Raw genomic sequence first — 13,271 nt, 5'->3', positions numbered from 1 at the left:
GTGTCGGTCAGCGGGTCAGGGACAGCTCTGCCAGCAGCGCTCGGTGGTCGGTCTTTCCGTTGGCGTTCAGCGGAAGGCTCTCGAGGACCGAGATGCGGCGGGGCCGCATGTAGGGCGGGAGCCTGTCGGTGAGCTCCGCGAACAGCTTCTGCGGATCGCACGCCCCGCCGGTCACCACCGCGTGGAGTTCGGGTGAACCCTGGGCGTCCGGCACCGCGAGGACGTACGCCTCGCGCACGCCGTCCAGATCACGCAGTACGGCCTCGATCTCGCCCGGTTCGATGCGGTGGCCGCGCAACTTGATCTGGTGGTCGGTGCGGCCGAGGTGCACGAGAGCGCCGTCCAGAACGGTGACCCGGTCTCCGGTGCGGTACCAGTGGTCGACGGTCACCTTGTCAGGGTCGGCCCCGGCGTCGCCGTCGGCCGGGTCGTCCACGGCGGCCAGGTTTTCCGCGTCGCCTCGGTGGTCCGCGTCGCCCCCTTCTCCCGGGGCGGGCGGGTGGAAGCGGCCCGCGTCGTGCGTCGGGTCCAGGTAGCCGGGGAACCGTTGCGCCCCACGGACCAACAGCTCGCCGGTCTCGGCGGGAAGCCCGTCCTCGTCCAGGACGCGGTGCTCCAGGCCCGGGTGGCAGTGCCCGATCGGTGCCGTGCCGTTGGGCGTGGTGGGCCACGCGGAGGGATCGTCCGGGAGCCGGTAGGCGGTGCAGGAGATGGTGAGCTCGGTCGGCCCGTAGAGCACCTCGATCGCGCTCCGCGGCGCCGCCGTCCGCCAGGCACGGGCAGCGGTGAGCGGGAGGGCCTCACCGCCGAAGACGCTCCACCGGAGGGTGGGCATGCTGTTCGGCTTGAGCGTGCCGAGGCGCTCGGCGAAGGAGATCAGCGAGGGCACCGAGAACCAGTGCGTCAGCCGCAGACTGTTGACCGTCGCCACGGGCGAAAGCAGTTGGGCCGCGCTCGGCACGACCAGAGTCGCACCGGCCGCCCAGGCGACGAAGAGGTCGTGGACGGAACCGTCGAAGGTCAGGTCGAAGGCCGCCGACATCCGGCTGTCCTCCCCGATCCCGTAGCGGCCGTCCATCGCGGTGAGATAAGCGCAGAGGTTCCGGTGGAGGACCGGAACGCCCTTGGGGCTGCCGGTCGATCCGGAGGTGAAGATGATGTACGCGATGTCGTCGGGTCCCGGTGCGGGAAGGTCCGAAGGAGAGGACGACGGCGGGCCCGGCGCGGTCGTGTGCTCGAGCAGCAGCTCGGTCACGCCCAACAGGACGGCGGCCCCAGGGGTGTCGGTGAGCACGAGGTCGAGGCCGGCCGCGTCGACGATGGCCTCGGTGCGGGACGTCGGGTGCTCGGGGTTGAGGGGAACGACGGTCGCGCCGGCCCGCAGTGCGGCGAGATAGCCGACGTAGGCGCCGACGGTGCGGCCGGCCAGCAACCCGACGCGCCGCGGGCCCGATCCCTTGCTCGCGAGGATCCGAGAGGCGTAACTCTCGGCCAGTGCGCCCAGTCGGCTGTACGTCAGGGACTGCCCGCCCACTTCGAGGGCGACGCGCCCGTCGCCGTACCGTTCGACGGATCGGGCGAACCAGCCGTACACGTGCTGCGGGTCGGTCATCGGGCACCGACTTCGAGCGAGTCGGTCCAGAGACGCAACTCCCCCACGGTGCAGAGCCGTCCCACTTCCTCCGGGTCGATCTCCAGTCCCGTCTGCTGGCTGAGTTCCACGATGAGCTGGAGTCTGGCCAGGGAGTCGATCCCTATGTCGGAGAGGCGCGAGGCGTCGTCGAAGTCGGTGCGGGCGTGCTCGCGCAGCAGCCAGTCCGCGGCGCTCTCCGCACCGGCGGCCCGGTCCTCGCCGGGCCAGTACCTGCGGGTCTGCCACGGGTACCGGGGCAGCGGCACGACCGTCCCGGGTTCGTCGAACAGGGCCTCCCAATGCACCTCTTCGCCGGCCAGGTACTTCTCGGTGGCGGCGGCCAGGGGGGCGGGGATCCCGGTGCGCCCGTGTCCCTGTGCTCCCACGGCGGCCAGGGCGAGCGCCAGTTCCTCGTGGCCGGCCCCGACAACCGCCAGCCGGTGCACGTGGTGGGTGCGGCGGACGGTCGCGCTGTAGCAGATGTCGCGCAGTGGGTACGCGGCGCCCCGACCGCCTGCCCCGAGGTAGGTGACGTAGGCGGCGGCGAGGTCGAGCAGGGCCTCGGGCGAACGGGCGGAGAGGGCCAGGACGTACGGAGTGTCCGGGGCGGGTTCCGGCGGGGGTGGGGCGAGGGGGCGGTCCGCCTGGCGCAGCACCACATGGGCGTTGAGGGCGGACACGCCCTGGCTCGACACGCCGGCGAGGGCCGGGCGGTCCGATGACGGGAGGGCCTGAAGGTCGACCGGGATCCGGACCGGCAGCCGCTTCCAGTCCACGTCGGGGGTCGGCTCGTCGACGTGGAGACTGGCCGGTATCTGCCCGTTCCGCAGGCACAGCACGGTCTTGATCAGGCCGGCCATGCCGCCGGCCGCCTCCGCGTGGCCGATGTTCGACTTCGCCGAGCCCACGAGAAGCGGTCTGTGGTCCGGGCGTCCCTCCCCCAACACCTCTCCGAGGGCCCGCAGTTCCAGCGGGTCGAGCAAGGGGCTGCCGGTGCCGTGGGCCTCCACGTAGTCGACCTCGCTCGGATCGACACCCGCGTCCTCGTACGCCCACCGCAGTACGTCAAGTTGCCCCGTGAGCGACGGGTTCAGGAGCTGGTCCGTGGTGCGGCCGTCCGTGCCCACCGCGCTTCCGGCGATGACCGCGTGCACCCGGTCCCCGTCGGCGATGGCGTCCGCGAGGCGCTTGAGGACCACCACTCCGACCCCGTCGCTCGGGGCGTGACCGTCCGCCCGGGCGTCGCCGAACCGGCTGCGCCCGTCCGGCGACAGCGTTCCGGCGTGACCCATCATGATGCCCTCGTCGGGACGAAGCACCAGGTTCACTCCGGCGGCGAGGGCGAGGGAGCTCTCCCGCACGCGCAGGCTCTGCACGGCACTGTGCACGGCGTACAGGGACGAGGCGCACGCCGTGTCTATGAGCATGCTCGGGCCGCGGAAGTCGAAGGCGTACGACACCTGGGCGGGAATGACCGAACGGAAGTTGAGGTACTGCACGGCCGTCATGGCCTGGGGGCCGTGGCGGAAGGCGCGCTCGACGAAGTCCGCTCGTGTGGCTCCCACGAACACACCTGTCCTGGTTCCCGCCAGGCGATCGGGCCTCAGCCCGGCCTCCTCCAGGGCGTCCCAGGCGGTCATCAGCAACAGACGCTGTTGGGGGTCGAGTTCAGCGGCGTCACTGCTGGACATCCCGAAGAACTCGGCGTCGAAGTCCGCCAGGCCGTCCACGTATCCGGCGCGGCGGCTGCCCGTGGCGCCGGGGTCGGCCTTCGGTGAGTTCAGGAAGTCGGCGTCGTAGCGATCGGGTGAGGAGTCCGCGGTGGCATCCGTCCGATTGCACAACAACTGCCAGAATTCGTCGATGTCTCTGGCTCCCGGAAGTCGGCAGGCCATTCCGACCACCGCAACTGAGCGCGCATCCGCGTTCGCTCCGTTCATTCAGAAAACTCCCTCAATGCCTCACCGCAGCACGTACAGTGCGGAGCAGCTTCAATTCAACGGACCGCGCCTGGGCAGTACAGTAGGCGTTGGCCTGTGGTTCTGGGAGTGGGCCAGTCCGGGGACCGACCCGCACTTCGCCAGAGCGACGTTCACGGGTGGCAGGTGAAGCCCGGGCAGGGCTCCGTCTCTTGCAGGCACCTCGAGGATGCCCCCACCAGGGTCGGCCGGCTGCCTCCACCAGGCCGGTTGCCCCCGGGTCACTGCGCCCACATGCCCGTCTCCTCGACTCACGCGCTCCCGCGTCCTAGATCAACCCCGCATGATTGTCATATGCCTTGCCGCCATTCCTCGCCTTCCGACGATCAGTTGGCGTGAATTGATCGCTACCCGTTGAAACATCGACTTCCTTCCGATATACTGCTAGTTTTCGTCCTTAAAGGCGTTAAATCGACCGACAGTGGCTGCCTCGACAGCGATTCACGGCCTCAGGACTCCCAACCAGGCTCAAAAACTGGGTAGGTGACGGGCCACCAGCTTCTGGGATCTGATTTCATGTGATCTCATGGATCCCCAGACAAGCGGCGAGGCCCGGCGGCAGCGCCTGCAGGCCCTTGGCCTCAACTCGGCAGACGCGGAAGCCACCTTCGACCGAGTGGCCAAGGTGGCGGCGACCGTGACCGGAGCACCTCTGGCCATGGTCAACTTCATCAACGATCAGACGCAGATGTTCCGGGGCATGTACGTACCCCGGGCTCCTGACGCCTCCCCCGATGAGCCGACGAGTGCCGACGCCGGCATCACGTTCGACCTGAGCAACTCCGTTGCCCGGGAGGCCCCTGGCGACTACGGCTTCTGCCCTCACGTCGTCGCGCAGGGAGCTCAGCTGGCTCTCGACGACGTGCTCGACTATCCGCGCTTCGCCGGCAACCCGTTGGTCAACGACATGGGTGTGCGTTCCTACCTCGGCACTCCGCTGCGCGACGCCAACGGCATGATTCTCGGCACCTTGTGCGTGGCCGACACGTCCCCCCGCACCTGGGACCCGCAGACCAAGGAGCTGATGCACGACCTCGCCCAGACGCTCGTGTCGGAGTTCAAGCTCCGGGACAGTCTCCTCGCGCAGCAGCAGGAGCTGTTCGCCGTCTTCGACGGGGCCCCCTTCCCCATCATGCTGACCGAAGGCCCCCGCCATCTGATGCGCTACGCCAACGGCCGCCAGGCGGTCGTCTTCGGCATGGGCCGTCAGTACCTGCCCGGTCCGTCGGAACTGCCCGGTCTGCGGAGTGCCGGCGTCTTCGACGCCATGGACACCGCGTTCCACAGCGGGCAGCCGGTCACGCACCGCGCTTCCCTTCCGACCGCCGACCGCGTCGGCTACCAGGAGTTCGACTTCCAGTGCACTCCTGTCAGAACGTCCCCCGGGGCGCCGATCAGCGGCATCCTGACGGTCGCGATGAACGCCTCGGCGGTCTCCGACCCGCACGCCTTCTCCGTCAACGTGCAACAGCAGTTCGAGCGCCTGGGCGCCGGCGGGGGCCCCGTGCCCTTCCCCGGCCAGCCCGGGTGAGCCACGACGCGCACACGGAGGCCGACCGGGGCAGCCGCACAGGAACGTTCCGCTAGCGGCTCCGGGTGCGGGGCTCCTCGCACCCGGAGCGGGCCTCTCACCGGCCGGCGCAGGCCGATGCTCCTCGACCCCGCAACCTGCCCGGGTGCGAGTTCGCCGGCCCCGGTACTGCGCGATCCGTCCCGGCGGGACCATCGAGAGGCCCCCGCTCGCGACGGCATCTACGGCCGGCGTGACCGTGGCGTTGCACCCGCTCCACCCGCTCCACCCATTCCACCCGCTCCACCCGCTCCACCCGCTCCACCCATTCCACGCCGTCGTCCGGCGCCCTCCCTGGACGACTAGCCACTTCTCAGCCGCCCCCGGGCCCGCTCGGCGTTCTCGACCGGCCGGAGGCACCCTGGAGGTATGGGCACCGCACCGATCGTCGTCCACCCGCCGTCCCCGACCGGAGGCCGGCGGGTCACCGTGCGGGGCGAGATCCTCGGTCTGGCCCACCGCGACGAGGACGTCGTCGAGTTCCTCCGCCGCGCCGGCCTCCCCGAAGCGGAGGACCTGCTCGACGACCCCGCCTGGGTCACGTGGCGGGGCAGCCGCCCCCACCGGTACGAGGCGGCTTGAACGGGTCGCCACTCGTCGCCACTCGTCGCAACCCGTCGCAACCCGTCGCAGCTGGTCGCCACCCGTCGACATCCGGGCCGCCGCCGTCCTTCGATGCCGTGGGGTCCGTCCGGGGCAGGGGCTGCCAGGCCTTGTCCTACCGGTGGACCCACCGTCGGATCGGCCCCGAGCCCCCGGTGAGCCGGGACAGGAGACCGTGGCGACGACGTCCCGCCCTCAGCCCGAGGGCGTACGCCCCGGTGAGGGCGGCCGCCGTACCCGCGGCGGCGCCGCCTGCGAGCGTCTTGCGGGTGCGTGGGTCGCTCCAGATCCAGCCGCCCCGGCCGACGGTGCCCTGCACGGCCCGTACGGCGGCCAGCGTCTTCTCGGCCATCGGTGCGGGGAGCGCGGTGAGAGTTCCGGATACCGTCGCCTCGGCGTCGGCCGCCTTCGGCCTGGAGGCATGCGAGCCACCGTGACGGGACTGGTCTTCCTTGCTCGATTCGCTGGCACTCATGGTGTCCGTCTGCCCGGCTCAGCCGGAGCAAACGCGGTTCGCGGCACGACTTCCGCCGATTCCCGCCGGTCGCGGAACCGTCCCTTCGCATCCGCCGTCGTGAACCGGGTCATGGGGTGCTCCTGATCATGACGGATCGCTTCGAGGGCCGGGCCGGTCGCGACCGGTTCACCACGAGTCACGTGCCGTGACGGCTCTCGCGGTCTCCTGACCCGCGCATCCCTCCCGGCGCACGGGGTACCCGCGTGTCCCAGCCTCGTACCCGACAACGGCACCGTACGGCACAGCCCCGGGCCCAGGGCCTGCCGCCGGACTGCTGCGCCCCGTCTTCGCGCGCTGCCGGAGTGCGCGGCCCTCCTCCTGCTCGCGGGTGACCTGACCCGGCACGCCATCGCCGACGAGGCCTCGACCGACGCGGTGGGAGCCGACCTCGCCGTACAGGGTCACGTGCGTCACGCGGCCGCAAGCCGTCCCCCGGTGCCCGTCAATCTGTTCAGCCCCGCGCCGTGGCGGCTGCCAAGTCGTCGACCACCGCGGTGAATTGCCCGCTGCGACGGAGCACGGCCCGTTGCCTGGCCGCTCCGCCGCCGTCCGTACGGATCCGATCCCACTGCGCATGGACCCAGTCCGTGTCACCGGTCAGGTCCAGGGCCGGACGGGCGAAGTCGATCAGTGCGTCCACCAGGGTCACCGCGGGCCGTTCCCGGCCGTCGACAGGATCCAGACCGAACCCTCTGAGGCCCTGGGCGGCGGCGAGCCGGTGCGCCTGCAACAGGTCCGGGCCGGGCATGCGCTGCGCGGGCGCACGGGCGGCGACGCGGGACAACAAGGTGCTGGCGAGCCCCCGGACCAGGACCGCGAGCAACACCACCGTGTCGAGGTCCGCGTTGGCGTCGGCGACCCGCACCTCCAGGGTCGGAACGTGCTCCGAAGGCCGTGCGTGCCAGTACACCATGCGGTTGTCGAGGAGCGTTCCGTCCTCGACGAGCCGCGCGACATGGGCGACGTACTGGGGCTCGTCGAGATCGGGGGTGGGACCGACGGTCGGCCAGCGCGCGTGTTCGACGGCGCGCCAGCTCTCGTAGCCCGTGTCACGGCGCTGTGTGAAGGGGGAGTTCCCGGCCAGGGCCTGGAGGACCGGCAGCCACGGCCTCATGTGCTGCGCGAGGGCGAGGGCCCGTTCGCGGTCGAACCTCCCGATGTGGACGTGGCATCCGCAGACGAGCCCTTCGTCGCGCGTCGTTCCGTCGTCGCGCGTGACCAGCGGCGCGTACCGCCGTGCCATCAGTCGATAGCGCTCGGTGTCCGTGACCGTCAGCTGCTCCTCCGGGGGGAGCACAGGGGTGCCGCTTGCGACCGGCAGACAGTGCTCGCTCCGGGCGGCCGCGGCAACGGCTCCGCGCATCCATGTGAGTTCGTCGCGCAGGGCCGCCCGGCGGGAGGTGGCCCGGGTGCGGGTCTCGATCTGCGCGTTGAACAACTCGCTCTGCAGCTGCTCGCCGAGGTCGCCGGAGGCCCGGTCGATCACCTGTGGCGCGCGGTTCACGGGCGCGCGCGTGACGCGGTCCACCAGCATGAACTCTTCCTCGACGCCCATGGTCAGGACATTCATCGCGACTCCTCACTCGGCACGCGCCTACCCGGCACCGGGCCCTCCATTCCCACCCGCCGGCGACTCACGGCCACCGTTTCGGGACGCGTCGTGCGGGCAACCGCGTCGTGCGGGCAACCGCGTCGTACGGGCAGCCGTGTCCTGGCGCGTTCGGGACTGTCAAGAGCCCTGATGCGTCGGGGACCGGCAGGAGGTGCACGGGACCTCGTCGGACCCGACCGGCGGCCCGTACACGCAGTCGGACAAGCCCGTACGCACGGTCGAGCAAGGAGGAGAACGTGAGCACCGACAGCAAGCTGGACCAGGACGTCGTCGCGGTGATTCTCGAGGACCACCGCGCCATGGAGGACCTCTTCCGCCGGATGCGGAGCGTCGAGGCCGACCGCGCGGAGGCGTTGAAGGAGTTCTCGGCCCTGCTCATCGCACACGGCGAGGCCGAGGAGGCCGAGGTCTACGGCGCGCTCAAGCGGTTCAGGGGCGTCGACAACCAGGAGGTGGAGCACGGGACGGAGGAGCACGCCGAGGGCAACAAGGCGCTCCTGGCCCTGCTCGAGGTCGAGGACGTGGGCTCCGAGAAGTGGGACGAGCGGCTGGAAGAGCTGGTGGAGGCCGTCTCCCACCACGTCGACGAGGAGGAGCGGACGATCCTCAACGGTGCCAGGGAGAACGTTCCCGCCGAACGCCGGGCCGAGTTGGCCGTCGCGTTCCAGGAGGAGCGCGCGAAGCAGCTGGCCTCCGATTGCGGGAGTCCCGAGAACGTACGCAAGATCGCCATCGCCGGCGGGTGAGTTGGTCGTACGCGCCTGGGGATCCCCCGTCCCCGGCGCGGTGGACGGCGTCTCGTCCCGTCACGCGGAACGGCGGACCAACTCCCGTACCCAAGCGGGATCCGGGTTCACGTGGGGCCGGCCCGCCACGACGACGGTCGGCACGGTCTCATTGCCGTCGTTGGCCTCCCTCACCACCGCCGCACCCGCCGGATCACGCCAGATGTCCACCCAGTACATCCGCCGGGCGCTGCGCCCCAGCCGCATGCGCAGGCGCAGGCAGAACACGCAGCCCGGCCTCCAGAAGACGATCGGCCGGCCGTCCTCCGCGCTGCGGCGCTGCGCCTCCAGAGCGCCGATCGACTTCGGAAAGATCAGAGGGGAGTTCATCACGGCGAGCAGCAGGAACAACCCGAGAAGGGCCACTGCCTCGCCGGGGCGCTCCTTGCGGATGAGTCCGGTCGCGACAGCCGAGCCGCAGACCACGAGCAGTATCGGCAGAGCCCACATACGCATCATGGAGTGCAGGCTATCGACCGGGCTGAAAGCACCTTCGGAACGCCTTCCGAGCACCTTCCGGACGCCTTCCACATGCTTCGCTTCCGGACGCCTTCCACATGCTTCGCCGGGTCGGCCCAGGGTCGGCAGAAGTACCCATCGCGTCGGAAAACTGTCCTCAGGGGCGCGTCAGCGCCGTGCGAGCTGGCGCTCGCCGTTGGCGCCCGGCTCGTAGGCCAGACCGTAGTGGTGGAACACCGCGGGCTCCTCCTCCGCGGGCAGGACATCGTCCGTGCCCATCGCGGGACTGTCCTTCACGAGCGCCTTCCCGTAGGCGACCCGGACGTATCCGGGTCCCACGACGGCGCCGTCGAGCGGGACGAAGACCAGGCGGTGTCGGGTCGGCAGCCCCACCTCCACGGTCGCCATGGCGGGCTCGTCCGTACTCGTGTCCACGTAGATCGCCTCGAGAGTGCCGATCTTGTGGCCGTCGGCATCGACCACGTCCCGGGTCCGCCACTCACGGATGTCGGCCGGCTGAATCATCGGGAGCGCCCTCCGTCGTCGGAACGCGTGGCGGGACTTCTGCTGCTGTGGATACCTCCCAGACTGCTCTCGGCAACCCGCGCCCACCACCTGGACGGTCGGCCGAGGGCGGTCGGGGAATCCGGTGTGTGCCCTCTGCTGACAGGCATGGAACACCTCCTCGCACGACGGAGCCATTACCCCTCGTACGGCATCCCATGCCTGCCACCGTCCGGCGCGGCGCGCGGTCTCGCGAGGTCAGCGCGCGGTCGGCACGGCCCTGCGGTCGGCACGGCCCCGTACCCGAGCTCGACCGCGTACACGAAGCGGCGCGGCGCGGCGCGGCGACGATCGCCACGGCGCGCACAGCGGGCACGGCGCGCATCGCGCGCATGCGCAGACCCACACACCCGCACACCCGCACACCCGCACACCCGCACACGGCAATCAGCGGTCGTGAAGGCCGCCCGGCGACCACCCCGCCGCCCCGCCTCCCCGCCTCCCCGGACCATCCACCCAGAACGACGTCATTTCGAGGCGGATGCGATCACGACGGGCGTCTGCCTAGCCTGAAGACACCCCAGGCAGGTCCCAGAGGCGTAGGGAGATCGCGTGGCGGCCTTCGAGGGTGTTCTTGCCGATCTGCTGGCCCGCTCCCATCTGCTGTCCGGCCGCGAGCTCGCGTCCGTGGTGCACGACGCGGGCAGGAGCCTGGGGCTGACGGGCAGCGCCATGTATGTGGCCGACCTGCAGCAGATCCGCCTCATCGCCCTGCCGCTGCCCGTGGCGGCGGATCAGCAGACGCTGGACATCGACTCGTCGCTGGCCGGTCTGGCGTACCGGACACAGGCGGTGCAGCGGTCGCGCGACGGCGCCACCGCCTGGGTTCCGATGATCGACGGAGCCGAGCGTCTCGGCGTACTGAAGGTCACCGCGCCTTCCCTGGACGCCGCCCTGCTCAGGCACTGCGAGGCCCTGGCGGGCATGGCCGCCCTTCTCCTGGTGTCGAAGTCGTCCCACAGTGATCTGCTGGTCGAATCCGAGCGGTGGCGGGCGATGACGGTGCAGGCCGAGCTCCTCTGGGCGTTCCTGCCGCCGCGGACGATCGGCACGGCGGAGGCGACCTCATCGGCGGTGCTGGAGCCCGCGTACGACATCGGCGGTGACACCTTCGACCACTCCCTGGACGACAACGGACTGCACCTGATCGTCATCGATTCCATGGGCCACGACCTCGCCTCCGGCGGGGCCAGCGCCGCCGGGCTCGCCGCCTGCCGCGCGACGCGCCGCTCCGGGGGCTCCCTGACCGACATCGTCACCTCCATCGACCGAATCCTGGCCACCTGGTTCACCGACCGGCTGATGACGGCCTTCGTCGCCCATCTGGACACCGCCGGCGGGGTGCTCACGTGGATCAATTGCGGGCACCCCGCGCCGCTGCTGATCCGCGCCGGCAGAGTCGTGCGCAACGCGCTGGAACGCGAACCGGATCTACCGCTCGGCTGGGGCTTCCTCGTCGAGGCGCCCCCCACCGAGCAGCGGCAGCGCCTCCAACCCGGCGACCGGATCCTCATGTACAGCGACGGCGTCACCGAAGCACGCTCCCGCGACGGTGACCTCTTCGGCGAACAGCGGCTGGCCGACACGGTCATCCGTGCCACCGCCGCCGGCGACCCGGCTCCCGAGGCCCTGCGACGCCTGGTGCAACGCCTGCGGCACCACCAGGACCACAAGCTGCGTGACGACGCCACGATCCTGTTGGCCGAGTGGCACCCCACGGCCCCGGGAGCGTCGGCACACCGCGGATGAGGGGCGGTGGAGGGCGTCTGCGGGGTGCGCCGGCCGGCCCCGGCCCGCGCTGCCGGCCTTCGTCACCTCGACACGACACGCTCACCCGTCACACCCGTCACCCGTCATGCGTCATGCGTCATGCGTCATGCGTCATCCCGTCCGTCTGCCCGGAGACGGGCGGGAACTCCGACAGGCAGGAAATGGACGTCGTAGCGTTCCTGGTGTTTCAGAAGGGAGTCGAAGGGCTCCTGGCCGTGCTGAATGCGCCCCAGAGTCCGGAAGTACTCGAAGCGGTCGACGCCGGGGGTCAGAACGGAAAGCAGTTCCGCGGGCGAGTCGGGGACCGCGCCGAAGGCGTGCGGCACCCCGGGCGGGATCGAGACGAGACCGCCTGCGGCGACCGTCGTCGTACGGCCGTCCACGTCGAACCACATGACTCCCTCCAGCACGTGGAACAGCTCGGTCGACCGCGCGTGGTAGTGGGGGCGGGCGCCGGTGGCGCCCCGGCCGAGGGTGAGGCGGTTCGCCCCCAGGGCGCCACCGGTGTCCCGCCCGTCCGCCAGCAGGACGAAGCCTCCGCCGTGGGGAAGGGGGATCCGCTCGGCCTGTTCCCCGTGCACGATCAGCACCTCTCGGTTCTCGCCCATGTGCGTCTCTCCTCGTCTCCCGGTCGTCCCTGTGGATCCCATTCGAGCCCGGGAAGCAGCCGTGTACCACCGGCAGTTGACGAAGAGAGAATTCACTGTTCGTGACGAATCATCGGGGAAGGGCGAGGGATGTGGAATGAGGGTGAGGGGTGAGGGGTGAGGGGTGAGGGGTGAGGGGTGAGGGGTGAGGGGTGAGGGGTGAGAGGTGAGGGGTGAGGGGTGAGGTGGGCATGGAACTGAGGCAGCTGCGCTACTTCGTGGCCGTCGCGGAGGAGGGCGGATTCGGCCGGGCCGCCGAGCGGCTCAGCATCGTGCCGTCGGCGGTGAGTCAGCAGATCGCCCGGCTGGAGCGGGCTTGGGGCGTGGTGCTCTTCGATCGCACGACCCGGCGCGTGCGGCTCTCCGCGGCGGGCGAACGGATGCTGCCGGAGGCGCGTGCCGTGCTTGCCGCCGCCGACCGTACGGCGCGCGTGGCCGCCGACATCGCGGCGGGCGACGACGGCATCCTGCGTCTGGGCATCGTCCACGGCCCTGAAGAGCGGCTCAACCGAGTCCTGGCCGGGCTTGCCTCCGACGCTCCCCTGCTCCAGGTGCGGCTGCGCAGCCTGCCCGTGGCCGACCGGCTGGCCGCGGTGCGCTCGGGGGAGCTGGACGCGGCGCTGGTACGGGCCGTGGGGTCGGCCCCCGGACTTGAACTGCTGTCCCTGTGGCGGGACCCGCTCCACGTGGCCGTACCCGCGGACCATCCCCTGGCGGCCGAACCCCTGCTCCGACTGGACCAGTTGACCTCGCTGCCGCTGCGGCTCGCCCCTCGCGAGGACAACGCCCCCTTCCACGACCTGATCACCGGTGCGTGTCGTGCGGCCGGGGCGGTACCGCCGCCCGGGCCGCCCTTCACCGGCCTTCAGGCGACGCTCACCGCGATCGGTACGGCACCGGCGGCGTCGTGGACCGTCTTCTACGAGGTCCGGGGGCTGCCACCGGTCCCCCGGGTGGCGCTGCGCCCGCTCGCCGGGCTCGACGTCACGACGTACCTGGCTGCGCGTCCGGGCCCGCCCGGCCCGGCCCTGCGTCATCTGTTGCGGGCACTCCATGAGGGGGAGTCGGACGGGAGTCGGGGCGAGGCGCAGGGCTGATGGGTCCCGTGGCGGCCTGCCAGTACGAGGAATTG

Annotated in this window: 12 protein-coding genes; 5 read left to right on the top strand and 7 right to left on the bottom strand. The window is 71.0% G+C overall.

Going from position 1 to position 13,271, the window contains the following annotated elements:
* Positions 1-7 precede the first annotated feature (7 nt).
* Positions 8-1,612 (bottom strand): amino acid adenylation domain-containing protein, encoded by a 1,605-nt coding sequence (locus ACFQ79_RS03930; RefSeq protein WP_383579221.1) that lies wholly within the window; start codon positions 1,610-1,612, stop codon positions 8-10.
* Complete coding sequence (locus ACFQ79_RS03925; protein ID WP_383579220.1) at positions 1,609-3,573, bottom strand: beta-ketoacyl synthase N-terminal-like domain-containing protein; 1,965 nt, start codon at positions 3,571-3,573, stop codon at positions 1,609-1,611. The genes ACFQ79_RS03930 and ACFQ79_RS03925 overlap by 4 nt, the downstream gene beginning before the upstream one ends.
* 565 nt (positions 3,574-4,138) lie before the next feature.
* Here ACFQ79_RS03925 and ACFQ79_RS03920 point away from each other — a divergent pair.
* Both ACFQ79_RS03920 and ACFQ79_RS03915 read left to right on the top strand, forming a co-directional pair.
* Positions 4,139-5,143: a GAF domain-containing protein gene (locus ACFQ79_RS03920; protein ID WP_383579219.1), complete on the top strand. Its 1,005-nt coding sequence runs from the start codon at positions 4,139-4,141 to the stop codon at positions 5,141-5,143.
* Positions 5,144-5,551: 408 nt separating this feature from the next.
* On the top strand, positions 5,552-5,764 hold the full coding sequence (locus ACFQ79_RS03915; RefSeq protein WP_055598567.1) for a hypothetical protein: 213 nt from the start codon (positions 5,552-5,554) through the stop codon (positions 5,762-5,764).
* 136 nt (positions 5,765-5,900) lie between these two features.
* Here the strand turns inward: ACFQ79_RS03915 and ACFQ79_RS03910 are convergent, their stop codons facing one another.
* Both ACFQ79_RS03910 and ACFQ79_RS03905 read right to left on the bottom strand, forming a co-directional pair.
* A complete protein-coding gene (locus ACFQ79_RS03910) occupies positions 5,901-6,260 on the bottom strand; it encodes a hypothetical protein (RefSeq protein ID WP_383579218.1) in 360 nt (119 codons plus the stop codon).
* Between the two features lie 493 nt (positions 6,261-6,753).
* Positions 6,754-7,872, bottom strand: a complete 1,119-nt coding sequence (locus ACFQ79_RS03905) for a YbdK family carboxylate-amine ligase (RefSeq protein ID WP_383579217.1) — start codon at positions 7,870-7,872, stop codon at positions 6,754-6,756.
* A 278-nt stretch (positions 7,873-8,150) separates the two neighbouring features.
* Here ACFQ79_RS03905 and ACFQ79_RS03900 point away from each other — a divergent pair, with 278 nt between their 5' ends.
* The gene (locus ACFQ79_RS03900) at positions 8,151-8,660 is read left to right on the top strand and encodes a hemerythrin domain-containing protein (protein ID WP_383579216.1); all 510 of its coding nucleotides are present in this window, start codon (positions 8,151-8,153) and stop codon (positions 8,658-8,660) included.
* 60 nt (positions 8,661-8,720) lie between these two features.
* Here the strand turns inward: ACFQ79_RS03900 and ACFQ79_RS03895 are convergent, their stop codons facing one another.
* Both ACFQ79_RS03895 and ACFQ79_RS03890 read right to left on the bottom strand, forming a co-directional pair.
* Positions 8,721-9,158, bottom strand: a complete 438-nt coding sequence (locus ACFQ79_RS03895; protein ID WP_383579215.1) for a glutaredoxin domain-containing protein — start codon at positions 9,156-9,158, stop codon at positions 8,721-8,723.
* A gap of 168 nt (positions 9,159-9,326) precedes the next feature.
* Positions 9,327-9,683: a PRC-barrel domain-containing protein gene (locus ACFQ79_RS03890; RefSeq protein WP_383579214.1), complete on the bottom strand. Its 357-nt coding sequence runs from the start codon at positions 9,681-9,683 to the stop codon at positions 9,327-9,329.
* 591 nt (positions 9,684-10,274) lie between these two features.
* On the opposite strand from ACFQ79_RS03890, the gene ACFQ79_RS03885 reads away from it, so the two are divergent.
* Positions 10,275-11,471 carry a PP2C family protein-serine/threonine phosphatase gene (locus ACFQ79_RS03885; protein WP_383579213.1) on the top strand — a complete coding sequence of 399 codons (1,197 nt, stop codon included), beginning with the start codon at positions 10,275-10,277 and terminating at the stop codon, positions 11,469-11,471.
* A 125-nt stretch (positions 11,472-11,596) separates the two neighbouring features.
* Here ACFQ79_RS03885 and ACFQ79_RS03880 read toward each other — a convergent pair whose 3' ends face one another.
* Positions 11,597-12,100 (bottom strand): cupin domain-containing protein, encoded by a 504-nt coding sequence (locus ACFQ79_RS03880; protein WP_383579212.1) that lies wholly within the window; start codon positions 12,098-12,100, stop codon positions 11,597-11,599.
* 230 nt (positions 12,101-12,330) lie between these two features.
* Between ACFQ79_RS03880 and ACFQ79_RS03875 the strand changes: the two genes are divergently transcribed.
* Positions 12,331-13,236, top strand: a complete 906-nt coding sequence (locus tag ACFQ79_RS03875) for a LysR family transcriptional regulator (RefSeq protein WP_383579211.1) — start codon at positions 12,331-12,333, stop codon at positions 13,234-13,236.
* Positions 13,237-13,271: the final 35 nt, after the last annotated feature.

This window comes from Streptomyces sp. NPDC056480, assembly GCF_042795405.1.
GTDB lineage: Bacteria > Actinomycetota > Actinomycetes > Streptomycetales > Streptomycetaceae > Streptomyces.
This window is presented reverse-complemented; position numbering and strand designations above follow the sequence as displayed.

Coding starts and splice junctions, on each gene's coding strand:
- ACFQ79_RS03930 (WP_383579221.1), bottom strand. CDS start 1,612: ATGACCGACCCGCAGCACGTGTACGGCTGGTTCGCCCGATCCGTCGAA.
- ACFQ79_RS03925 (WP_383579220.1), bottom strand. CDS start 3,573: ATGAACGGAGCGAACGCGGATGCGCGCTCAGTTGCGGTGGTCGGAATG.
- ACFQ79_RS03920 (WP_383579219.1), top strand. CDS start 4,139: ATGGATCCCCAGACAAGCGGCGAGGCCCGGCGGCAGCGCCTGCAGGCC.
- ACFQ79_RS03915 (WP_055598567.1), top strand. CDS start 5,552: ATGGGCACCGCACCGATCGTCGTCCACCCGCCGTCCCCGACCGGAGGC.
- ACFQ79_RS03910 (WP_383579218.1), bottom strand. CDS start 6,260: ATGAGTGCCAGCGAATCGAGCAAGGAAGACCAGTCCCGTCACGGTGGC.
- ACFQ79_RS03905 (WP_383579217.1), bottom strand. CDS start 7,872: ATGAATGTCCTGACCATGGGCGTCGAGGAAGAGTTCATGCTGGTGGAC.
- ACFQ79_RS03895 (WP_383579215.1), bottom strand. CDS start 9,158: ATGATGCGTATGTGGGCTCTGCCGATACTGCTCGTGGTCTGCGGCTCG.
- ACFQ79_RS03890 (WP_383579214.1), bottom strand. CDS start 9,683: ATGATTCAGCCGGCCGACATCCGTGAGTGGCGGACCCGGGACGTGGTC.
- ACFQ79_RS03880 (WP_383579212.1), bottom strand. CDS start 12,100: ATGGGCGAGAACCGAGAGGTGCTGATCGTGCACGGGGAACAGGCCGAG.
- ACFQ79_RS03875 (WP_383579211.1), top strand. CDS start 12,331: ATGGAACTGAGGCAGCTGCGCTACTTCGTGGCCGTCGCGGAGGAGGGC.